Origin of the sequence: Escherichia sp. HH41S (assembly GCF_009820115.1) — a bacterium.
GTDB lineage: Bacteria > Pseudomonadota > Gammaproteobacteria > Enterobacterales > Enterobacteriaceae > Escherichia > Escherichia coli_F.
In genome coordinates this window covers 67,175-90,368 of record NZ_VNXE01000068.1, presented here as the reverse complement: position 1 = coordinate 90,368, position 23,194 = coordinate 67,175, and the positions used below count along the sequence as shown (strand labels likewise).

The following is a 23,194-nucleotide window of genomic DNA, read 5'->3' as shown; positions in this document are numbered from 1 at the left end:
AGCGTTTGCCCATTGCCTGATGCGACGCTAACGCGTCTTATCATGCCTACAAATCGCTCATTCCCCAGGCCGGATAAGGCGCTCGCACCGCATCCGGCGACCAACGTCATGCTTCGTCTGGTTGCCAGCCTTCCGTATACCAGATATGCAACAGCGCATAAGAACGCCAGGGCTTCCAGCGTTCGGCATAACGGCGGATTTGTGCCGGTGTCATTCCCGGAAATCGCTTTTTAATCAGATAATCATCCGGCAGGAAAACATCTTTCGCCTGCCAACCACGTAAGGCGAAATAATTCGCCGTCCAGCGCCCGATACCCGGAAAAGTTTGCAGCGTTTTCATCGCTTGTTCTACGTCGCTCGGTATTGTCATTGGTAAGGTGCCCTCCAGCGCCACATTTGCCAGATGAATCAGTGCCTCTGCCCGTTTCAACGGCATACCTAACGCTTTTAATGCCTGCGGGTCGGCTGCAGCCAGCCGTTGAGGCGTGGGGAAGCAGACATAATCCGGAAAATCATCCAGCCGTTCGCCATAAAGCTGTGCCACTCTGGCGGTCAATTTTGCCGCCATCGCCACGCTCACCAGTTGGCCTAAAATCGCCCGCACGCCCTGCTCAAAAGCATCAACACAACCAGGTAAACGCAATCCGGGCCGCGCCGCGCCTAACTTGCCCAACGCACCGTTAACAATCTGCGGGTTACATTGCAGATCAAACAGGCGGCTCATTTTCGCCAGACACTCAGCGGCAACAGGTTCTAAACCTGCACTTAAATTTATGTGCAGAGTATGGCTGGCTATATCCGGAATAGCAGTCACCACGCCGCGATATTCGCCCACCGCCAGACTACGGGCATAAAAATCGTCAGCGACCGTTTCCACGCCGCTCACCGCGCGGGCGGCGAGAAATCCCAACATCCACGACCAGTCATACGGCGGCTGCCAGTTAAGGGTATACATCGCATCTCCTTGTTAATCCGCTTTCAGCATAAACGTTATTCAGACGCTACGCTTTGCTTTCATATTCCGGTTGTCGCGACGGCAACATTTCGCTAAAGTCACGCCCCTTCTTCACCGGCATGGGGATTATTTCGTGTTTATTGGTTTTGATTACGGTACAGCAAACTGTTCAGTGGCGGTCATGCGTGACGGTAAACCGCATTTGCTAAAAATGGAAAACGACAGCACGCTGCTGCCTTCAATGCTTTGCGCGCCAACGCGTGAAGCGGTAAGCGAATGGCTGTACCGCCATCATGATGTTCCGGCAGACGACAATGAAACGCAGGCGCTGTTACGTCGGGCGATTCGTTATAACCGCGAAGAAGATATCGATGTCACGGCGAAAAGCGTGCAGTTCGGTCTTTCCTCACTGGCGCAGTACATTGATGATCCGGAAGAAGTGTGGTTTGTGAAATCACCAAAATCGTTCCTCGGTGCCAGCGGCTTAAAACCGCAGCAGGTGGCGCTGTTTGAGGATCTGGTCTGCGCAATGATGTTGCACATTCGCCAACAGGCGCAGGCGCAATTACCAGAAGCGATTACCCAGGCGGTGATTGGTCGCCCGATCAACTTCCAGGGGCTGGGCGGCGATGAAGCAAACGCCCAGGCACAAGGGATTCTGGAGCGCGCAGCGAAGCGTGCCGGGTTTAAGGATGTGGTATTCCAGTACGAGCCGGTGGCGGCTGGGCTGGATTACGAAGCCACCTTGCAGGAAGAAAAACGGGTGCTGGTGGTGGATATCGGCGGTGGTACAACTGACTGTTCATTGCTGCTGATGGGGCCGCAGTGGCGTTCGCGTCTCGATCGTGAAGCCAGCCTGCTGGGTCATAGTGGTTGCCGTATTGGTGGTAACGATCTGGATATCGCGCTGGCGTTTAAAAACCTGATGCCGTTACTGGGCATGGGTGGCGAAACCGAAAAAGGCATCGCCCTGCCGATTCTGCCGTGGTGGAATGCGGTTGCCATCAACGATGTACCTGCGCAGAGTGATTTCTACAGTAGTGCTAACGGTCGTCTGCTTAACGACCTGGTACGCGACGCCCGCGAACCGGAGAAAGTGGCCCTGTTACAGAAAGTCTGGCGTCAGCGTTTAAGTTATCGGCTGGTACGCAGCGCGGAAGAGAGCAAAATCGCCCTTTCCAGCGCAGCGGAAACCCGCGCATCGCTGCCGTTTATCAGCGATGAACTGGCAACACTGATTAGCCAACAAGGACTGGAAAACGCCCTCAGTCAGCCGCTGGCGCGAATTCTGGAACAGGTGCAACTGGCGCTGGATAACGCCCAGGAAAAACCGGATGTCATCTATCTGACCGGCGGTAGCGCCCGATCGCCGCTGATTAAAAAAGCGCTGGCAGAACAGTTGCCGGGCATTCCGATTGCAGGCGGCGATGACTTTGGGTCGGTTACCGCCGGGCTGGCACGTTGGGCAGAAGTGGTGTTTCGTTAATTGAAAAATGGCTCAGCAGCGGCTTAAATCAGCCTGCGCCTGAGCCAGTTTCTCCACTGCCTGACGTAATGGTTCCATCAACGGCATGGTCCGTGCTGGAGCATGAAGGCGGAATCGCTGCAACTCTGTCGCACCGACAGTCAACGCCGATTCCAGCCGATGTCGTTTGGCGGTCATTTTCGCCATTACCGCTTGTCTGTCTGCTGGCGTTATCGCTTCATTCGGCCTGAACACAAAACGGCGTTCGCAACTCGCTTTCCAGTCGATAACCGCCTGGGTCAGATGATCACCAAAACCTTTAACTTGCTTAACGCTCCGTCGGGTAACGTCTGCCGCCGTTTCAATACCAAAGGACCGTAACGCCGCTTTACGCGCAGGGCCAACACCGGGTATAGAGGCAACATCAATAAAAAATCCCTCCAGAAACTTCTGCTTCTGCCGTTCCCTTGCGGTGTCGTGAAGTGCTGCCACCGCGCGCTTTTCTTCTTCCGGTAAACCGAGAAATTCGTCCTTCATTTTTTCGAGCATCGTCCGTTTGGCGATAAAACCTTCCAACCCGCCCAACTGTTGGATCTGGCTGACTAAATGGTCATAGTCCATTTTCGCACGATTAAATACCTCACGACGGTGCTGGACTTCTGCTTTGTAAGCTTTGCTTGTCAGACTGCCAATAATCCAGATAGCCGCCAGCACAGGCACCAAAATAATACAACGCGGTTCTGCCTGAAGACCGCAAATCAACAGCGATAACGCTGACAGTGTGATCTCAATCAGAATAATGTATTCACGCCGTAACAGGCCTAAAGGAAGCGGCCTGCCAGCCGGTTGGAAATGATCGGGTAATGGCAGTTGCAATGCTGGTGGTGCTACTGACGCCATCACCATCGCCCAGACTTTCGCCAGCACAAAATCACCGCTGGTGGTAATGACCTCTTCGCCGAGATCAATAAAATAGATAACGCCTTGATTATCCAGCGCACACCACGGGCAGTCGGTTAAATGACCAGGGTAAACATGCATTGCTGAAACGGTACATTTCTTTAATTGTTGGCGTAGAGAATCCAGTGCCGCAACCCACGCTTTTGCCGTCGGACGCCCGGTTGCCACGCCACTTTCCGTGAACGCCTGCTGAAACATGGCTGCAACATCACCCGATAACATCGATAGCGGAATCGATCGTGGCGGCGGTTTTAAACCACGTCGCTGATTATCTGACGCGTAGGCATAACGGAAATGGGCAATATCCGTCTCCAGCGCATTACCCGCATCAGAGATAAGCGGCACACCAGAATAAGGATGCCGCCCACCAAACAATACGTGAAAAATCAGCAATGCAAGGCCAAAATTATCGTGATTTTCTGTGCGTTCAAAGCCAACAAATGACGACAAGGTTTGCAGCTCTGGCGGCGTAAAATGCGACACGCCGACTTCGCATAAATGCAGTGTGCCATTGGCGTTAATCTGAAAGGAGTCACTATCGATCAACACCACTTTGCTGTCGCGACCTACCATAAAGCTGTTCTGGTTTACGTCACCCACGACGTGCCCGTGCTCATGAACCGTAGCAAAAGATGAAGCAATATTGCGCGCAACATAGAGGAGAAAATCCCACGCACAATGAGGGTAACGTTGACGACGATGTGCCGGGCTATAGATCATATGAATTGGTTCTTTACCTGAAACCTTCGGCATCATAAAACCGATAACTTTTCCGCCTCGTCCACCGTGAAGCGTTGCCTGCGGCCAGGCGACATAATTCAGCAACTGCGCGTCAACTGTCGCAGCCATAAAGGCAAGTTTGTCCTGTTTTAAGGCGGGTGGCGGCGTGTGATAAATCTTGGCGACGCTATCGACAAACTCCTCGATATCATAAACCGCGCCTTCGCCACCTTTGCCCAGTTCACGCCCGAGAGTGGTCAATTCACCTGTCGATGTAAATACTTTTATATTTGTCTTCATAATGTTTCAAGGGCAGTTATATTATATTTCTATGAATAATAACACTGCCCATTATAATTATTTCTATATTGGAAGAGTCCCACTCAAGAATAAAAATGATAATGCAATTTCATCAGGATACAATTCAATTCCAACCTGATAATGATTCACTTCCACAGGTTTTTTGCTAACTTTTACTACACAGGGATTCTGGAGAAAAAATGAAAAAGATATTACTTATGTTGTGTCTGCTATTTTTTACTACCGCGGGCTTTAGTGAAGTTTCGGATACGTTAGTGACGGGAGGTTATGATAAAAAGGCGATGTCTGACGCGATTAAACATGCGCGGAAAGAAACCGATCAATTCATCGAAGTTATGAATAAAAAAGATGCTGATACTTTCGCAGTCAAAGCCCCGATAACCGATCGCGGAGAAACCGAGCATTTCTGGCTCACGGATGTCACTTATTCTAACGGCATGTTTATTGGTATAATAAGCAATGACCCTGGTATTGTTACAAACGTAGAATATGGCCAGGAGTGGAAAATCAAGAAAGAAGATATTTCAGACTGGATGTATACGCGCGGAGATAAAATTTACGGTGGTTATACCATTGATCCTTTATTGGTCACCTATCCAAAAGAAGAAGCCGACGAGCTAAGAGCAAAATTAGTTCGCTAGCCAGCCATTATATTGATTGCTTAAACTGGCGGTTGAACCGTTGTCTTCAACCGCCATGCGATGTTCATTCTGTCCACATAGCCAGTGCTAACGTTTTATCATCATCGGTACGCTCGTTTACCGCTGGGCTGGACAAAAACTGCTTTAACAATTCAGGTAATAAATCGAGTTGTTCCTGCGTTGCTGACGCCAGTCCATTGAAAAACGGGGTAAAGAAAGGCACATGCGGAGAATTATCCAGCATATTTAACGCCAGTCTCTGAATACCATCCGTAAATGCTGCAACTCTATGCGCACGCTCAGTGCTGGTGAAAGTTTCCAGTCTGGAAACGGCATCTTCATCGGTAATGAAATGCGTCATGTTGGCATATTCACCCACCATCGGCGTGAGCGGCAATTGCAAACCGTGCCCCAAATCTACCACCACGCCGCCATCGCCAATCTGCATAATCAATGTGCCGTTAGGTGATGAAATCAGTCCCAGAAATGTGCAGGCAAAATCACGGACCGCTAATTCTTTGGCTTCCGCCTCGGCAAAAAGTCGCTGACGAATAGTCAGTACAATATCCGTGGCGAGGACATCATTAAGCCCCAATTCCCCACCCTGCACTTTTTGCGATATATAAGCCATCGCTTCATTGACGGCAAGCTTCGCACCTTCGCCTCCCTGCGAGACGCTGCCTGCGCCATCAGCGACAAATACCGACAATAATGGCTGCTGGTCTTCTAGCCAGGCAACCTGCATCTGGCAGGCATCCTGGCAAGACAAGTCAGCGCTGATGTGCGACGTTCCAACGGCTGATGCATAAACCAGACGCCAGCTCACACTGACGTCCAGCCTTTTGGCGCTTCCAGTACAACTTCCGTTCCCGGCGTGGAGCGGGAAACCGAACGCAGCGAACTGGATAACCAGTTAAACAGTTCGCGGAATTGTAATCCTTGAAGAGGCAAAGGCTGACGAACGCTGATTTGGGCCAGCGTCTTCATATCCGCCCCCTGAACACCGATGGAAAAGAAGGCAAACTTCTTATCTTCTTCCCCCTGAAACACCTTGTTGGCAGCAGCCTGCCACTCATCGGTTGGTGCGCCATCGGTAATCAGGAAAATCCACGGACGATAATATGAAATACCATTGGCGCGATACTCACGTTTGCGCTCCTCAACCATATTCAGGGCTTTGGTAATGGCGGCCCCCATTGGTGTATCGCCCTGGGCAAACAGGATGGGCGGGAAAAAATTAGCGGCGCTGGTAAATGGTTGTTCCACATGCACCGGGCCGAACGTCACAATACCGAGTTCCACTCTTTTTAAGGCCAGCGAATCGGCAAGCAGCTCATCGCGAAAGGTAACCAATCCGGCGTTAAGTTCATTAATAGGTCTACCACTCATCGAACCAGAAACATCCAACAGCAAAATGCAGGGGCAACGTGGTTCCGGGTTACTGGCAAAATCGCTGGTGGCAAACGTGATTTGTTCGCTCATAAGAAATCCTTTCTTAGAGAATTATTGAGGTCCGGTATCATACCGACTGCAATAATGAAATAAGAGCAGGCAAAGCAACTTTCAGAATTCGGCCCATAAGCGCAGAGGGTTTTTCTATTCGCCCCGCAAGAACGTGGACTTACAGATTGACAATAAGGGTGGAGTAACATAACTTCAGGAGTGAGGGTAGAGCGGGGTTTCCCCCGCCCTGGTAGTCTTAGTAAGCTGGCCAGCTAATAACTAAGAGCACCACGATGATGAGTAGCTTCATCATGACCCTTTCCTTATTTAAGGCCCCTTCCTCGGGAGGGGCTTTCCCGTTTCAGCATCCCGCTGAAATCGGCGGCCTACCTCCTTTCGCCATGCAAGCAGTCTATCGCTAACTTGCAGATAAAATAGTTTCACATGTGATTATTGCGTAACGTCTCGCAAAGAATATTTGCTGGCAGGATCGCAGACTACAAAGCCTGCGGATTGACAATCTGATTGTGAAAGCATACTTTCAGGAGTGAGGGTAGAGCGGGGTTTCCCCCGTCCTGGTAGTCTTAGTAAGCCGGTAAGCTAATGACTAAGAGCACCACGATGATGAGTAGCTTCATCATGACCCTTTCCTTATTTAAGGCCCCTTCCTCGGGAGGGACTTTCCCGTTTCAGCGTCCCGCTGAAATCGTCGGCCTACCTCCTTTTGCCCTGAATGCAGTCTATCGCTAACGCTTAGATAAAATAGTTTCCACTGTGATTATTGCGTAACGACTCGCAAAGAATATTTGCTGGCAGGATCGCAGACTGCAAAGCCTGCGGATTGACATTCTGACCGTGAAGGCATATTTTCAGGAGTGAGGGTTGAGCGGGGTTTCCCCCGCCCTGGTAGTCTTAGTAAGCTGGGTAGCTAACGACTAAGAGCACCACGATGATGATCCACTTCATCATGACCCTTTCCTTATTTAAGGCCCCTTCCTCGGGAGGGGCTTTCCCGTTTCAGCGTCCCGCTGAAATCTTTGGCTTACCTCCTTTCGCCCTGAATGCAGTCTATCGCTAACGCGTAGATAAAATAGTTTCCTGTGTTATTACTGGATGCGTGCTCGCAAATGTGCCCGTCATTCAGACGATTCCCGACAGTGTTTCATAATTCCTCCATTTTTCTCCCTTATTGGCTGGCTACACTAGTATCATTCCGCGAAACGTTTCAGGAAGAGAAACTCTTAACGATGAAAGGCAGTTATAAATCCCGTTGGGTAATCGTAATCGTGGTGGTTATCGCCGCCATCGCCGCTTTCTGGTTCTGGAAAGGCCGCAATGAATCCCAGAGCGTAGCGCCAGGTGCGACGAAGCAAGCACAGCAGTCGCCAGCGGGTGGTCGCCGTGGTATGCGTGCCGGTCCATTGGCCCCGGTTCAGGCAGCAACTGCCGTGGAACAGGCGGTCCCGCGCTACCTTACCGGGCTTGGCACGATTACCGCTGCTAACACCGTTACGGTGCGCAGTCGCGTAGATGGTCAACTGATGGCATTACATTTCCAGGAGGGTCAGCAGGTCAAAGCAGGCGATTTACTGGCAGAAATTGACCCCAGCCAGTTCAAAGTTGCATTAGCACAAGCTCAGGGCCAACTGGCAAAAGATAAAGCCACACTAGCCAACGCCCGCCGTGATTTAGCGCGTTATCAGCAACTGGCAAAAACCAATCTCGTCTCCCGTCAGGAGTTGGATGCCCAACAGGCGCTGGTCAGTGAAACCGAAGGCACCATTAAGGCTGATGAAGCAAGCGTCGCCAGCGCACAGCTGCAACTCGACTGGAGCCGCATCACCGCACCAGTCGATGGTCGCGTTGGTCTCAAGCAGGTTGATGTTGGTAACCAAATCTCCAGTGGCGATACCACCGGAATTGTGGTGATCACCCAGACGCATCCTATCGATTTGCTCTTTACCCTGCCGGAAAGTGATATTGCTACTGTCATCCAGGCACAAAAAGCCGGAAAACCGTTGGTGGTTGAAGCCTGGGATCGCACCAACTCGAAGAAGTTAAGTGAAGGGACGCTGTTAAGCCTCGATAATCAAATCGATGCCACGACCGGTACGATTAAAGTGAAAGCGCGCTTTAATAATCAGGACGATGCGCTGTTTCCCAATCAGTTTGTTAACGCGCGCATGTTAGTCGACACCGAACAAAATGCCATTGTGATCCCCACCGCCGCCCTACAAATGGGCAACGAAGGCCATTTTGTCTGGGTGCTGAATAGCGAAAACAAAGTCAGCAAACATCTGGTGACGCCGGGCATTCAGGACAGTCAGAAAGTGGTGATCCGCGCGGGGATTTCCGCGGGCGATCGCGTAGTAACAGACGGCATTGATCGCCTGACTGAAGGAGCGAAAGTGGAAGTGGTGGAAGCTCAGAGCGCCACTGCACCGGAAGAGAAAGCTACCAGCCGCGAATACGCGAAAAAAGGAGCGCGTTCCTGATGCAGGTGTTACCTCCGAGCAGCACAGGCGGTCCGTCGCGCCTGTTTATTATGCGTCCTGTTGCCACCACGCTGCTGATGGTGGCGATCTTACTCGCCGGGATTATCGGATATCGCGCCCTGCCCGTTTCGGCGCTGCCGGAAGTGGACTATCCGACCATTCAGGTGGTCACGCTCTACCCTGGCGCCAGCCCGGATGTCATGACCTCCGCCGTTACTGCGCCGCTCGAACGCCAATTTGGGCAGATGTCTGGCCTGAAACAGATGTCATCGCAAAGTTCCGGCGGCGCGTCAGTTATCACCTTGCAATTCCAGCTAACATTGCCGCTGGATGTCGCCGAGCAGGAAGTGCAGGCCGCGATTAACGCCGCCACTAACCTGTTGCCGAGCGATCTGCCTAACCCTCCGGTATACAGCAAAGTGAATCCGGCAGATCCGCCGATCATGACGCTTGCCGTCACATCAACCGCCATGCCGATGACGCAAGTGGAAGATATGGTGGAAACCCGCGTCGCGCAGAAGATCTCGCAGATTTCCGGCGTCGGGCTGGTGACGCTTTCCGGCGGTCAGCGTCCGGCTGTTCGCGTCAAACTTAACGCCCAGGCGATTGCCGCCCTCGGCCTGACCAGCGAAACCGTGCGCACCGCCATTACCGGCGCTAACGTTAACTCGGCTAAAGGTAGCCTCGACGGCCCTTCCCGCGCGGTCACGCTTTCCGCGAACGACCAGATGCAATCTGCAGATGAATATCGCCAGTTGATTATCGCCTACCAGAACGGCGCGCCGATTCGTCTTGGTGATGTCGCAACCGTTGAACAAGGCGCAGAAAACAGTTGGCTTGGCGCATGGGCGAACAAAGAACAGGCCATTGTGATGAATGTTCAGCGCCAGCCCGGTGCTAACATTATCTCTACCGCCGACAGCATTCGGCAGATGCTGCCACAGCTTACCGAGAGTCTGCCGAAATCGGTAAAAGTGACGGTACTTTCCGATCGCACTACCAATATCCGCGCATCAGTCGACGATACCCAGTTTGAACTGATGATGGCTATCGCGCTGGTAGTCATGATTATCTACCTGTTTCTGCGCAATATTCCGGCGACCATCATTCCTGGCGTCGCGGTGCCGCTGTCGTTAATCGGCACCTTCGCGGTCATGGTGTTTCTCGATTTTTCAATCAATAACCTGACGCTGATGGCGTTAACCATCGCCACCGGATTCGTTGTCGACGACGCCATCGTGGTGATCGAAAACATTTCCCGCTATATCGAAAAAGGCGAAAAACCACTGGCAGCGGCGCTCAAGGGCGCAGGTGAAATCGGTTTTACCATTATCTCACTGACTTTCTCTCTGATTGCAGTGCTGATCCCGCTGCTGTTTATGGGTGATATCGTCGGGCGACTGTTCCGCGAATTTGCCATTACCCTGGCGGTAGCGATTTTGATCTCAGCCGTGGTGTCGCTGACCCTGACACCGATGATGTGCGCGCGGATGCTCAGCCAGGAGTCGCTGCGTAAACAGAACCGCTTCTCCCGGGCCTCGGAAAAAATGTTCGACAGGATAATTGCCGCCTATGGTCGTGGACTGGCGAAAGTGCTGAATCATCCGTGGCTGACCTTAAGCGTGGCGCTCAGCACGCTGCTGCTGAGCGTTCTATTGTGGGTGTTCATTCCGAAAGGTTTCTTCCCGGTACAGGACAACGGCATTATTCAGGGCACCTTGCAGGCACCGCAATCCAGCTCCTTTGCCAATATGGCCCAGCGGCAACGCCAGGTCGCGGATGTGATTTTGCAGGACCCTGCGGTGCAGAGCCTGACCTCATTTGTTGGCGTTGATGGCACTAACCCGTCGCTGAACAGTGCGCGTTTACAGATCAACCTCAAACCGTTGGATGAACGTGATGATCGGGTGCAAAAAGTCATCGCCCGTTTGCAAACGGCAGTAGATAAAGTGCCGGGCGTCGATCTCTTCCTGCAACCAACGCAGGACCTGACGATTGATACTCAGGTCAGCCGCACCCAGTACCAGTTTACCTTACAGGCCACGTCACTGGATGCGCTCAGTACCTGGGTGCCGCAACTCGTGGAAAAACTCCAGCAGCTGCCGCAGCTTTCTGATGTCTCCAGCGACTGGCAGGACAAAGGGCTGGTGGCGTATGTCAATGTTGATCGCGACAGCGCCAGCCGTCTGGGGATCAGCATGGCGGACGTCGATAACGCCCTGTACAACGCGTTTGGTCAGCGGCTGATTTCCACTATTTATACTCAGGCCAACCAGTATCGCGTGGTGCTGGAGCACAATACCGAAAATACCCCAGGCCTCGCGGCGCTGGATACTATCCGCCTGACCAGCAGCGACGGTGGCGTGGTGCCGCTAAGCTCAATTGCCAAAATTGAGCAGCGTTTTGCGCCGCTCTCCATCAACCATCTGGATCAGTTCCCGGTAACGACCATCTCCTTTAACGTGCCAGATAACTATTCGCTGGGCGATGCGGTGCAGGCGATTATGGACACCGAAAAGACGCTGAATCTGCCGGTGGATATCACCACGCAGTTCCAGGGCAGCACCCTCGCCTTCCAGTCGGCATTGGGCAGCACTGTCTGGCTGATTGTCGCGGCGGTGGTGGCGATGTATATCGTGCTCGGCATTCTGTATGAAAGTTTTATTCACCCGATCACCATTCTCTCGACGTTGCCAACGGCAGGTGTTGGCGCACTGCTGGCGCTAATGATTGCCGGAAGTGAGCTGGATGTGATCGCCATCATCGGCATTATTTTGCTGATCGGTATCGTGAAGAAAAACGCCATCATGATGATCGACTTCGCGCTGGCTGCCGAGCGCGAGCAAGGCATGTCGCCGCGCGATGCAATTTACCAGGCCTGTTTGCTGCGTTTTCGTCCGATCCTGATGACCACTCTGGCGGCACTGCTTGGCGCGCTGCCGCTGATGTTGAGCACCGGAGTCGGCGCGGAACTACGTCGTCCGTTAGGCATCGGCATGGTCGGCGGTCTGATTGTCAGCCAGGTGCTGACGCTGTTTACCACGCCGGTGATTTATCTGCTGTTCGACCGCCTGGCATTGTGGACCAAAAGCCGCTTTGCTCGCCATGAAGAGGAGGCGTAAGTGAAGTTTTTTGCCCTCTTCATTTACCGTCCGGTGGCGACGATTTTACTGTCGGTTGCCATTACCCTGTGCGGCATACTGGGCTTCCGTATGCTGCCGGTCGCCCCGCTGCCACAGGTCGATTTTCCGGTGATTATGGTCAGCGCCTCGCTGCCCGGTGCGTCGCCGGAGACAATGGCGTCTTCCGTCGCCACGCCGCTGGAGCGCTCACTTGGGCGCATTGCCGGGGTCAGTGAAATGACCTCCAGCAGTTCGCTTGGCAGCACGCGTATTATTTTGCAGTTTGATTTTGACCGGGATATCAACGGCGCGGCGCGCGATGTGCAGGCGGCGATCAACGCCGCGCAAAGTTTGCTGCCCAGCGGAATGCCAAGCCGTCCGACCTATCGCAAAGCGAATCCTTCGGATGCGCCAATTATGATCCTGACGCTGACATCCGATACTTATTCGCAGGGTGAACTGTACGATTTCGCCTCGACGCAACTGGCTCCGACAATTTCGCAAATCGACGGCGTCGGTGATGTCGATGTCGGCGGCAGCTCGTTGCCCGCCGTGCGCGTCGGGCTGAATCCGCAGGCGCTGTTTAATCAGGGCGTCTCGCTGGACGATGTGCGCACTGCCATCAGCAATGCCAACGTGCGTAAACCACAGGGGGCGCTGGAAGATGGCACTCACCGCTGGCAGATCCAGACTAACGATGAACTGAAAACCGCCGCTGAATATCAGCCGTTGATTATTCATTACAACAACGGCGGCGCGGTTCGTCTGGGCGATGTGGCGACGGTGACCGACTCGGTGCAGGATGTGCGCAACGCCGGGATGACCAACGCCAAACCGGCTATTTTGCTGATGATCCGCAAGCTGCCGGAAGCCAATATTATCCAGACGGTTGACAGCATCCGGGCAAAATTACCGGAGTTGCAGGAGACCATTCCGGCGGCAATTGATCTGCAAATTGCCCAGGATCGCTCCCCCACCATTCGCGCCTCGCTGGAAGAAGTCGAGCAAACGCTGATTATCTCGGTGGCACTGGTGATTCTGGTGGTGTTTTTATTCCTGCGCTCGGGTCGCGCCACTATTATTCCCGCCGTTGCGGTGCCGGTTTCGCTGATTGGTACGTTTGCGGCAATGTACCTGTGTGGTTTCAGTCTCAATAATCTTTCGTTAATGGCGCTGACCATCGCTACAGGCTTTGTGGTGGATGATGCCATCGTGGTGCTGGAAAACATTGCCCGTCATCTGGAGGCGGGGATGAAACCGTTGCAAGCCGCGCTGCAAGGTACTCGCGAAGTCGGCTTTACGGTGCTGTCGATGAGTCTGTCACTGGTGGCGGTGTTCCTGCCGCTGCTGCTGATGGGCGGATTGCCAGGACGCCTGTTACGCGAGTTTGCCGTGACGCTTTCTGTCGCCATTGGTATTTCGTTGCTGGTTTCCCTGACGCTAACGCCAATGATGTGCGGCTGGATGCTGAAAGCCAGCAAGCCGCGCGAGCAAAAGCGACTGCGTGGTTTTGGTCGCATGTTGGTTGCTCTGCAACAAGGCTACGGCAAGTCGCTGAAATGGGTGCTCAATCATACCCGTCTGGTGGGTGTGGTGCTGCTTGGCACCATTGCGCTGAATATCTGGCTGTATATCTCGATCCCGAAAACCTTCTTCCCGGAGCAGGACACCGGCGTGTTGATGGGCGGGATACAGGCGGATCAGAGTATTTCATTTCAGGCGATGCGCGGTAAGTTGCAGGATTTTATGAAAATTATCCGTGACGATCCGGCAGTGGATAATGTCACCGGCTTTACCGGTGGCTCGCGGGTGAACAGTGGGATGATGTTTATCACTCTCAAACCACGCGACGAGCGCAGCGAAACGGCGCAGCAAATTATCGACCGTCTGCGGGTGAAGCTGGCGAAAGAACCGGGGGCGAATCTGTTCCTGATGGCGGTACAGGATATTCGCGTTGGCGGACGTCAGTCGAACGCCAGCTATCAGTACACGTTGTTATCCGACGACCTGGCGGCGCTGCGCGAATGGGAGCCGAAAATCCGCAAAAAACTGGCAACGTTACCGGAACTGGCGGACGTGAATTCCGACCAGCAGGATAACGGCGCGGAGATGAATCTGGTTTACGACCGCGACACTATGGCACGACTGGGAATCGACGTGCAGGCCGCCAACAGCCTGTTGAATAACGCCTTCGGGCAGCGGCAAATCTCGACCATTTACCAGCCCATGAACCAGTATAAAGTGGTGATGGAAGTGGATCCGCGCTATACCCAGGACATCAGTGCACTGAAAAAAATGTTCGTCATTAATAACGAAGGAAAAGCGATCCCGCTGTCATATTTCGCTAAATGGCAACCGGCGAATGCCCCGCTGTCGGTGAATCATCAGGGATTATCGGCGGCCTCGACCATCTCGTTCAACTTGCCGACCGGAAAATCGCTCTCGGACGCCAGTGCGGCGATTGACCGCGCAATGACCCAGCTAGGTGTGCCTTCGACGGTGCGCGGCAGTTTTGCCGGAACAGCGCAGGTATTCCAGGAGACGATGAACTCGCAGGTGATCCTGATTATCGCAGCCATCGCCACGGTGTATATCGTGCTGGGTATCCTTTACGAGAGTTACGTACATCCGCTCACGATTCTCTCCACCCTGCCCTCGGCGGGCGTTGGAGCGCTGTTGGCGCTGGAGCTATTCAATGCCCCGTTCAGCCTAATCGCCCTGATAGGGATCATGCTATTAATCGGCATCGTGAAGAAAAACGCCATAATGATGGTCGATTTTGCGCTCGAAGCCCAACGGCACGGTAACCTGACGCCGCAGGAAGCTATTTTCCAGGCCTGTCTGCTGCGTTTTCGCCCGATTATGATGACTACCCTGGCGGCGCTGTTTGGTGCGCTGCCGTTGGTATTGTCGGGCGGTGACGGCTCGGAGCTGCGCCAACCCCTGGGGATCACCATTGTCGGCGGTCTGGTAATGAGCCAGCTTCTGACGCTGTATACCACGCCAGTGGTGTATCTCTTTTTTGACCGTCTGCGGCTGCGTTTTTCGCGTAAACCTAAACAAACGGTAACCGAGTAAATGACAGATCTTCCCGACAGCACCCGCTGGCAATTGTGGATTGTGGCTTTCGGCTTCTTTATGCAGTCGCTGGACACCACCATCGTAAACACCGCCCTTCCCTCAATGGCGCAAAGCCTTGGGGAAAGTCCGTTGCATATGCACATGGTCATTGTCTCTTATGTACTGACCGTGGCGGTGATGCTGCCCGCCAGCGGCTGGCTGGCGGACAAAGTCGGCGTGCGCAATATTTTCTTTACCGCCATCGTACTGTTTACCCTCGGTTCGCTGTTTTGCGCGCTTTCTGCCACGTTAAACGAACTGTTGCTTGCTCGCGCGTTACAGGGCGTTGGCGGCGCGATGATGGTGCCGGTCGGCAGGCTTACGGTGATGAAAATTGTTCCGCGTGAGCAATATATGGCGGCGATGACCTTTGTTACGCTGCCCGGTCAGGTCGGCCCACTATTGGGTCCGGCGCTCGGCGGCCTGCTGGTGGAATACGCGTCCTGGCACTGGATCTTTTTGATCAACATTCCGGTAGGGATTATCGGTGCGATCGCCACGCTGATGTTAATGCCAAACTACACCATGCAGACGCGGCGTTTCGATCTCTCCGGTTTTTTGTTGCTGGCGGTCGGCATGGCGGTATTAACGCTGGCGCTGGATGGCAGTAAAGGCACGGGACTTTCACCGCTGGCGATTGCCGGACTGGCAGCGATTGGCGTGGTGGCACTGGTGCTTTATCTGCTGCACGCCAGAAATAACAACCGCGCCCTGTTCAGCCTGAAACTGTTCCGCACCCGTACCTTTTCGCTGGGCCTGGCGGGGAGCTTTGCCGGACGTATCGGCAGTGGCATGTTGCCCTTTATGACACCGGTTTTCTTACAGATTGGCCTCGGTTTCTCGCCGTTCCATGCCGGTCTGATGATGATCCCGATGGTGCTCGGCAGCATGGGAATGAAGCGAATTGTAGTGCAGGTGGTGAATCGCTTTGGCTACCGTCGGGTACTGGTGGCGACCACGCTGGGCCTGTCGCTGGTCACCCTGCTGTTTATGACTACCGCTCTGCTGGGCTGGTACTACGTTTTGCCGTTCGTCCTGTTTTTACAAGGAATGGTCAACTCGACACGTTTCTCCTCCATGAACACCCTGACGCTGAAAGATCTCCCAGACAATCTGGCGAGCAGCGGCAACAGCCTGCTGTCGATGATTATGCAATTATCGATGAGTATCGGCGTCACCATCGCCGGGCTGTTGCTGGGGCTTTTTGGTTCACAGCATGTCAGCGTAGACAGCAGCACCACACAAACCGTCTTTATGTACACCTGGCTTAGCATGGCGTTTATCATCGCCCTTCCGGCGTTTGTCTTTGCCAGAGTGCCGAACGATACGCATCAAAATGTCGCTATTTCGCGGCGAAAAAGGAGCGCGCAATGAAGTTCTGGCGACCCGGTATTACCGGCAAACTGTTTCTGGCGATTTTCGCCACCTGCATTGTCTTATTGATCACGATGCACTGGGCGGTACGTATCAGTTTTGAGCGCGGCTTTATCGATTACATCAAGCATGGTAATGAACAACGGCTGCAAATGCTCGGCGATGCGCTTGGTGAGCAGTACGCCCAGCACGGGAACTGGCGCTTCCTGCGTAATAACGATCGCTTTGTATTTCAGATCCTACGTTCGCTGGAGCATGATAACAACGAAGATAAGCCCGGCCCCGGTATGCCGCCACACGGTTGGCGCACGCAATTCTGGGTGGTTGATCAAAACAACAAAGTGCTGGTTGGCCCGCGAGCACCTATTCCACCAGACGGCACACGGCGGCCCATTATGGTCAATGGGGCGGAAGTGGGTGCGGTGATCGCCTCCCCTGTTGAACGACTGACCCGCAATACAGACATCAATTTTGACAGACAACAGAGGCAAACCAGTTGGCTGATTGTCGCTTTATCTACCTTGTTAGCGGCGCTGGCGACATTCCCACTGGCGCGCGGTTTGCTGGCTCCGGTCAAACGACTGGTGGACGGTACACACAAACTGGCAGCGGGCGATTTCACTACTCGCGTGACGCCCACCAGTGAAGATGAATTGGGCAAACTGGCGCAAGACTTCAACCAGCTCGCCAGCACGCTGGAGAAAAACCAACAGATGCGCCGCGATTTTATGGCCGATATCTCCCACGAGCTGCGCACGCCTTTAGCGGTACTGCGCGGCGAACTGGAAGCTATTCAGGATGGCGTGCGTAAATTCACGCCGGAGACGGTGGCTTCTTTACAGGCAGAGGTCGGTACACTGACCAAACTGGTGGATGATCTTCATCAATTGTCGATGTCTGATGAAGGCGCTCTCGCCTACCAGAAATCGTCGGTGGATCTGATCCCGCTACTGGAAGTCGCGGGTGGCGCATTTCGTGAGCGTTTCGCCAGCCGCGGGCTGAAACTGCAATTTTCCCTGCCAGACAGCATTACTGTATTTGGCGATCGCGATCGTTTAATGCAATTGTTCAATAACTTACTTGAAAACAGCCTGCGCTACACTGACAGCGGCGGCAGCCTGAAAATCTCTGCCGAGCAACATGACAAAACGGTGCGCCTGACCTTTGCCGACAGTGCACCGGGCGTTAGTGACGATCAACTGCAAAAATTGTTTGAGCGTTTTTATCGCACCGAAGGTTCCCGCAACCGTGCCAGCGGCGGTTCCGGCCTGGGGCTGGCGATTTGTCTTAACATTGTTGAAGCACATAATGGTCGCATTGTTGCCGCTCATTCGCCTTTTGGCGGGGTAAGCATTACAGTAGAGTTACCGCTGGAACGGGATTTACAGAGAGAAGTATGACCGAGTTACCAATCGACGAAAACACGCCACGTATTTTGATCGTGGAAGATGAACCGAAGCTGGGGCAGTTGCTTATTGATTATCTGCGTGCTGCGAGCTATGCGCCGACGCTTATCAGCCACGGCGATCAGGTACTGCCATATGTGCGCCAGACACCACCGGATCTGATCCTGTTGGATCTGATGCTCCCTGGCACCGATGGCCTGACGTTGTGTCGGGAGATTCGTCGTTTTTCTGACATTCCGATCGTGATGGTGACAGCAAAAATCGAAGAGATCGACCGCCTGCTCGGGCTGGAGATTGGCGCAGATGATTATATCTGTAAGCCGTACAGTCCACGGGAAGTGGTAGCGCGCGTCAAAACCATTTTGCGCCGTTGCAAACCGCAGCGCGAGTTGCAGCAACAGGATGCCGAAAGCCCGTTGATTATCGACGAAGGTCGTTTTCAGGCTTCATGGCGCGGTAAAATGCTTGACCTGACGCCTGCGGAATTTCGTCTGCTGAAAACACTCTCTCATGAACCAGGAAAAGTGTTCTCCCGCGAGCAATTGCTCAATCATCTTTATGACGACTACCGCGTAGTAACTGACCGCACCATCGACAGCCACATTAAAAACCTGCGTCGCAAGCTGGAAGCTCTGGACGAAGAGCAGTCTTTTATCCGCGCCGTCTACGGTGTCGGTTATCGCTGGGAAGCCGACGCCTGCCGCATCGTTTAACATTTTTACCTGCCGGAGAAGGCATTCACGCCACATCCGGCAGCATTATCCCGCGCATTGTCGGCTATCTGACATTATCTCTCCGCCCTGGCAAGCACCTGAAAATCGCTCATACTTTAATCGGCAAACAGTCCTTTTAGATGCTGTTTTCGATACGCAATTTCAATCAAGGAGTCATTATGGCTGGTTGGTTTGAACTCAGTAGGAGCAGTGATAATCAATTCCGGTTTGTGCTAAAAGCGGGCAATGGTGAGACTATCCTCACCAGCGAGCTGTATACCTCAAAAGCCTCTGCGGAAAAGGGCATCGCGTCAGTGCGTAGCAACAGCCCACACGAAGAACGCTATGAGAAAAAAACAGCAAGCAACGGCAAATTCTATTTCAATCTGAAAGCCGCCAATCATCAAATTATCGGCTCCAGCCAGATGTACGCCACCGCGCAATCTCGTGAAACCGGAATTGCCTCCGTTAAAGCCAATGGCACAAGCCAGACGGTGAAAGACAATACGTAATTACGATGCCGGGCGTAGGTTGTTGGCGTCCGGCTTTATTTTCTCTCATCACAGAGTTACTATCCCTCAGGAAATTATTAATCATGAAATGAGTTTTCTCCTCATAACTGATAAGGAAAATTATGCTCAAAGGATTGCGTACATTATTTACACGCAGGGTTTTGTTTAACGTCGAAATGAATAATTCTGTTGACTGTGAATTATTTCTTATCCAGCAACAACTCCAGTCGATGATAGCCGATCCAGGCAATTATATAGCGCATGATTGTGATCTCAACGATACTCTGGTTCTTTGCCAGCTTACCCATCACCACAATGGATATATACGAGAAAAGGCCGTGCAATGTCTGGGACAAAAAGAGGATGTTGCAGCTATAGAAGAATTATTACTTGCAGCTAATGACTGGGTAAAAGAGGTTCGCCTTGCTGCAACCATAGCGTTACGTCATTTAAAGAAGGATAAGAATGCAGCGGCATTTGCCGTTAATCTTCCCTTGATACGTAACCTTCTCCAATGCCAGCGTTACGATCACCGTGCATTTGTAGACGAGATACTTAGATTTTTATTGACAGAAAATAGCCGTCCACAATTAACGTGTTGGCTTACTTGCCCTGATAAAAAACTCTCCCGCGCAGTATTACAAACGCTGATTGAATATGGCTACTTTAATGATGAATCTTCGCTGCTTTTAATACTCAAGCAGCCCGACGAAGGTTTACGAATGCTGGCGGTCACCCACTGGCTGCGTCAACAATTACCGTTAAGCGAAGCGGTATTAACTCGTCTGTTAAAAGACCGCTGGCCGCGTATTCGACAAGCAACGTTGTTTAGCCTTACTGACCGAGCTATAGAAATTCCTCCGGAGTTGTACAGAGCATTACTGCTGGATAACAATATGTTGATCCGTCTACGCGCTAAAAACATGCTTAATGACGTCATGGATGTTGTGCAATTCTGGCGTCATGTTGTCACCTCGACTGAATATACTCCCTCACAGCGCCGGGCAGCTTTATACGGGCTGGACTCCATTCATGATGCCAATATTTTAAAACTGGCAGAATGGGGATTATCACAGGATGTATTCCCACTGCGATTAGCCGCTATGTATATTCTTGCGAAAGCCAATCCTGATGGTGGTGTCAAAGGGATTATTCTGACCACACTGGCTAACCCGGACGCCTCCGGGCTTCGATTTATGGTTAACATCTGTGTATGGTGTCGAGTTCCGCTCACGTTCGAGGAAATACGTCAGTTGCAGGAAAACGCACCGTCAGTTAAACATGCTTGCGCATATTGTCGGCTGTATCATAACTTGAACAAATGGGCCTGTTTAATTCTTCTTCTGCAATCGCAACACAAGCTAACTGAAGAATTTGCAGGTAAACAGCTCGCGATATGGCAACGCAATTTCAATCTTTCGGGCATTCAACCAAATGCTCCTCAGCGTCAGCAACTTCAGGCGCTTTTTACCTGCAATCCGGAACTTCACAACAAGTTATGGGGTTATATTCCCTTTCTTTAACACCAAATTAAGGTCAACTGATAACAATTGAACCTGACGACTATCGGAATCAAAACGAAATAAATGCGCTCAGTCTTTCCCTTAACATTGTCACTGGAGTCAACCCCACCGATTGCGCTACAATGCCCGCCCTTAAAGTGGGGGCACTCCCCTAACCGCTTCATCAGGTGAAGCGGATCTGACCTGTCATCAGAACGAGAGAATTATGTTTAAACCGGAACTCCTTTCCCCGGCGGGAACGCTGAAAAATATGCGTTACGCTTTCGCTTATGGCGCAGATGCTGTTTATGCGGGCCAGCCGCGTTACTCCCTGCGTGTGCGCAACAACGAATTCAACCACGAAAATCTCCAGCTCGGCATTAACGAAGCCCATGCGTTGGGGAAAAAGTTTTATGTCGTGGTCAACATTGCACCGCACAATGCCAAGCTGAAAACCTTTATCCGTGACCTGAAACCGGTGGTTGAAATGGGGCCGGATGCGCTGATTATGTCCGATCCAGGGCTGATTATGCTGGTGCGTGAGCACTTCCCTGAAATGCCGATCCATCTCTCGGTACAGGCTAACGCCGTGAACTGGGCGACGGTGAAATTCTGGCAGCAAATGGGCCTGACCCGCGTGATCCTCTCTCGCGAGCTGTCGCTGGAAGAGATTGAAGAGATCCGCAATCAGGTGCCGGATATGGAGGTAGAGATCTTCGTTCACGGCGCGCTGTGCATGGCCTACTCCGGTCGCTGCCTGCTCTCTGGCTATATCAACAAGCGCGACCCGAACCAGGGCACCTGCACCAACGCCTGCCGCTGGGAGTACAACGTCCAGGAAGGGAAAGAAGATGACGTTGGCAACATCGTGCACAAGTACGAGCCGATTCCGGTGCAAAATGTTGAGCCGACGCTGGGTATCGGCGCGCCAACCGACAAAGTGTTTATGATCGAAGAAGCTCAGCGTCCGGGCGAGTATATGACCGCGTTTGAAGATGAGCACGGCACTTACATCATGAACTCGAAAGATCTGCGCGCTATCGCCCACGTTGAACGCCTGACCAAAATGGGCGTGCATTCGCTGAAAATCGAAGGTCGTACAAAATCTTTCTACTATTGCGCACGCACCGCGCAGGTTTACCGTAAAGCTATCGATGACGCAGCTGCGGGAAAACCATTCGATACCAGCCTGCTGGAAACTCTGGAAGGTCTGGCGCATCGTGGCTATACCGAAGGTTTCCTGCGTCGTCATACTCACGACGATTATCAGAACTACGAATACGGTTATTCAGTTTCTGACCGCCAGCAGTTTGTTGGTGAGTTTACCGGTGAGCGCAAGGGCGACCTCGCGGCGGTAGCGGTGAAAAATAAATTCTCCGTTGGCGACAGCCTTGAGCTGATGACGCCGCAAGGGAACATTAACTTTACCCTTGAGCATATGGAAAACGCCAAAGGCGAAGTAATGCCGGTCGCACCGGGCGATGGTTATACTGTGTGGATCCCGGTCCCGCAGGATCTTGAGCTAAATTACGCGCTGCTGATGCGTAATTTCTCCGGGGAAACCACGCGTAACCCCCACGGTAAGTGATTAATTTCGATTATTTTTCCCGGATGGAAAATTCTTAGAAACCGATCACATACAGCTGCATTTATTAAGGTTATCATCCGTTTCGCTGAAAAACATAACCCATAAAATGCTAGCTGTACCAGGAACCACCTCCTTAGCCTGTGTAATCTCCCTTACACGGGCTTATTTTTTACGCGTAATACAATGAAACAGAAGGAAGGATTCATACCTGGTTACCTCCTTCCATTGACCATATCGATAGAATTCCCCATCATAGCACGATGCCTTTCACTTAACGGCATCGTGCTCGCACAGGGTCCGGCTACGCACAGCCAGAACGCGCATGTTTGACGCTTACAAAAAATGAAGCTAAAGCATAGGAATATTTATGCCATCATTTTCTGATAGCCGCATAAAATAAAAATTCTGCTGTAGTTTCATCTATCTGCTTGTCATTATTACTCACATTCAATAATGGTGTTGAAGAATACCTTATCAGAGATAAAAATGGATGTGTCCATGGTAGTCTTGAATCTATTCTCACTCTCCACATTTGAATGTCAGACGCGCGACGCCATGTAATCCTGCCCCTTCAGTCTTCAGGTTAACTATCTGCATTTTTTTGCCCTGAGTAACACAGAAATTAGCTGCATCATTTTTCACTATATTTTCCGCACCAGATATTCTGCCCCTGGCTAAAGATGCTTCGGCTTCAGTGTAGTATTGGTTATCGAGTTTACGCTGGATATTACTTTTATAGGCAAGACCGAATTTACCGATACTTGTCTCATCATTATGCACAGCACAACCAGACATAAGAAAAACACTAATTAATGATATAGCAGCTGTCTTTTTCATCTCACCTTCCCCCATTAAAC

Annotated in this window: 19 protein-coding genes; 11 read left to right on the top strand and 8 right to left on the bottom strand. The window is 52.2% G+C overall.

Annotated elements, in window-relative coordinates; genetic code table 11:
- Positions 1-106: 106 nt before the first annotated feature.
- Complete coding sequence (alkA, locus tag FQZ95_RS14675) at positions 107-955, bottom strand: DNA-3-methyladenine glycosylase 2 (RefSeq protein WP_160530362.1); 849 nt, start codon at positions 953-955, stop codon at positions 107-109.
- 133 nt (positions 956-1,088) lie between these two features.
- Between alkA and yegD the strand changes: the two genes are divergently transcribed.
- Positions 1,089-2,441, top strand: a complete 1,353-nt coding sequence (gene yegD, locus FQZ95_RS14670) for a molecular chaperone (RefSeq protein ID WP_000469720.1) — start codon at positions 1,089-1,091, stop codon at positions 2,439-2,441.
- A gap of 12 nt (positions 2,442-2,453) precedes the next feature.
- Here yegD and yegI read toward each other — a convergent pair whose 3' ends face one another.
- A complete protein-coding gene (yegI, locus tag FQZ95_RS14665) occupies positions 2,454-4,400 on the bottom strand; it encodes a protein kinase YegI (protein ID WP_160530361.1) in 1,947 nt (648 codons plus the stop codon).
- A 200-nt stretch (positions 4,401-4,600) separates the two neighbouring features.
- Between yegI and FQZ95_RS14660 the strand changes: the two genes are divergently transcribed.
- Entirely contained in the window at positions 4,601-5,062 is a 462-nt protein-coding gene (locus tag FQZ95_RS14660) for a YegJ family protein (protein WP_032184543.1), read from the top strand.
- A gap of 64 nt (positions 5,063-5,126) precedes the next feature.
- On the opposite strand, the gene pphC is transcribed toward FQZ95_RS14660, so the two are convergent.
- The 5 genes from pphC to FQZ95_RS27005 form a co-directional block, all read right to left on the bottom strand.
- Positions 5,127-5,888 (bottom strand): protein-serine/threonine phosphatase PphC, encoded by a 762-nt coding sequence (pphC, locus tag FQZ95_RS14655; protein WP_160530360.1) that lies wholly within the window; start codon positions 5,886-5,888, stop codon positions 5,127-5,129.
- On the bottom strand, positions 5,885-6,544 hold the full coding sequence (locus FQZ95_RS14650) for a vWA domain-containing protein (protein WP_160530359.1): 660 nt from the start codon (positions 6,542-6,544) through the stop codon (positions 5,885-5,887). The genes pphC and FQZ95_RS14650 overlap by 4 nt, the downstream gene beginning before the upstream one ends.
- 217 nt (positions 6,545-6,761) lie before the next feature.
- A complete protein-coding gene (locus tag FQZ95_RS14645) occupies positions 6,762-6,818 on the bottom strand; it encodes a type I toxin-antitoxin system Ibs family toxin (RefSeq protein WP_100249772.1) in 57 nt (18 codons plus the stop codon).
- A gap of 271 nt (positions 6,819-7,089) precedes the next feature.
- Positions 7,090-7,146 (bottom strand): type I toxin-antitoxin system Ibs family toxin, encoded by a 57-nt coding sequence (locus FQZ95_RS14640; protein ID WP_103054298.1) that lies wholly within the window; start codon positions 7,144-7,146, stop codon positions 7,090-7,092.
- 271 nt (positions 7,147-7,417) lie between these two features.
- Positions 7,418-7,474: a type I toxin-antitoxin system Ibs family toxin gene (locus FQZ95_RS27005; protein WP_100733666.1), complete on the bottom strand. Its 57-nt coding sequence runs from the start codon at positions 7,472-7,474 to the stop codon at positions 7,418-7,420.
- Positions 7,475-7,752: 278 nt separating this feature from the next.
- On the opposite strand from FQZ95_RS27005, the gene mdtA reads away from it, so the two are divergent.
- From mdtA to trhP, 9 genes are all read left to right on the top strand, one after another.
- Positions 7,753-9,000, top strand: a complete 1,248-nt coding sequence (gene mdtA / locus FQZ95_RS14630; RefSeq protein WP_160530358.1) for a multidrug efflux RND transporter subunit MdtA — start codon at positions 7,753-7,755, stop codon at positions 8,998-9,000.
- Entirely contained in the window at positions 9,000-12,122 is a 3,123-nt protein-coding gene (gene mdtB / locus FQZ95_RS14625) for a multidrug efflux RND transporter permease subunit MdtB (protein ID WP_160530357.1), read from the top strand. The genes mdtA and mdtB overlap by 1 nt, the downstream gene beginning before the upstream one ends.
- A complete protein-coding gene (gene mdtC, locus FQZ95_RS14620; RefSeq protein ID WP_088541364.1) occupies positions 12,123-15,200 on the top strand; it encodes a multidrug efflux RND transporter permease subunit MdtC in 3,078 nt (1,025 codons plus the stop codon). It abuts the gene before it with no gap.
- Positions 15,201-16,616 carry an MFS transporter gene (locus tag FQZ95_RS14615; protein ID WP_032184548.1) on the top strand — a complete coding sequence of 472 codons (1,416 nt, stop codon included), beginning with the start codon at positions 15,201-15,203 and terminating at the stop codon, positions 16,614-16,616. It begins immediately after the preceding gene.
- Positions 16,613-18,016 carry a two-component system sensor histidine kinase BaeS gene (gene baeS / locus FQZ95_RS14610; protein WP_088541363.1) on the top strand — a complete coding sequence of 468 codons (1,404 nt, stop codon included), beginning with the start codon at positions 16,613-16,615 and terminating at the stop codon, positions 18,014-18,016. The genes FQZ95_RS14615 and baeS overlap by 4 nt, the downstream gene beginning before the upstream one ends.
- Positions 18,013-18,735: a two-component system response regulator BaeR gene (gene baeR / locus FQZ95_RS14605; RefSeq protein ID WP_000137876.1), complete on the top strand. Its 723-nt coding sequence runs from the start codon at positions 18,013-18,015 to the stop codon at positions 18,733-18,735. Before baeS ends, baeR begins: the two co-directional genes overlap by 4 nt.
- Positions 18,736-18,914: 179 nt before the next feature.
- Positions 18,915-19,247 carry a YegP family protein gene (locus FQZ95_RS14600; RefSeq protein WP_088541362.1) on the top strand — a complete coding sequence of 111 codons (333 nt, stop codon included), beginning with the start codon at positions 18,915-18,917 and terminating at the stop codon, positions 19,245-19,247.
- Positions 19,248-19,369: 122 nt separating this feature from the next.
- Complete coding sequence (locus FQZ95_RS14595) at positions 19,370-20,770, top strand: HEAT repeat domain-containing protein (RefSeq protein WP_088541361.1); 1,401 nt, start codon at positions 19,370-19,372, stop codon at positions 20,768-20,770.
- A 205-nt stretch (positions 20,771-20,975) separates the two neighbouring features.
- Positions 20,976-22,337, top strand: a complete 1,362-nt coding sequence (gene trhP / locus FQZ95_RS14590; protein WP_088541360.1) for a prephenate-dependent tRNA uridine(34) hydroxylase TrhP — start codon at positions 20,976-20,978, stop codon at positions 22,335-22,337.
- A 519-nt stretch (positions 22,338-22,856) separates the two neighbouring features.
- On the opposite strand, the gene FQZ95_RS14585 is transcribed toward trhP, so the two are convergent.
- Complete coding sequence (locus FQZ95_RS14585) at positions 22,857-23,174, bottom strand: hypothetical protein (RefSeq protein ID WP_001353116.1); 318 nt, start codon at positions 23,172-23,174, stop codon at positions 22,857-22,859.
- Positions 23,175-23,194: the final 20 nt, after the last annotated feature.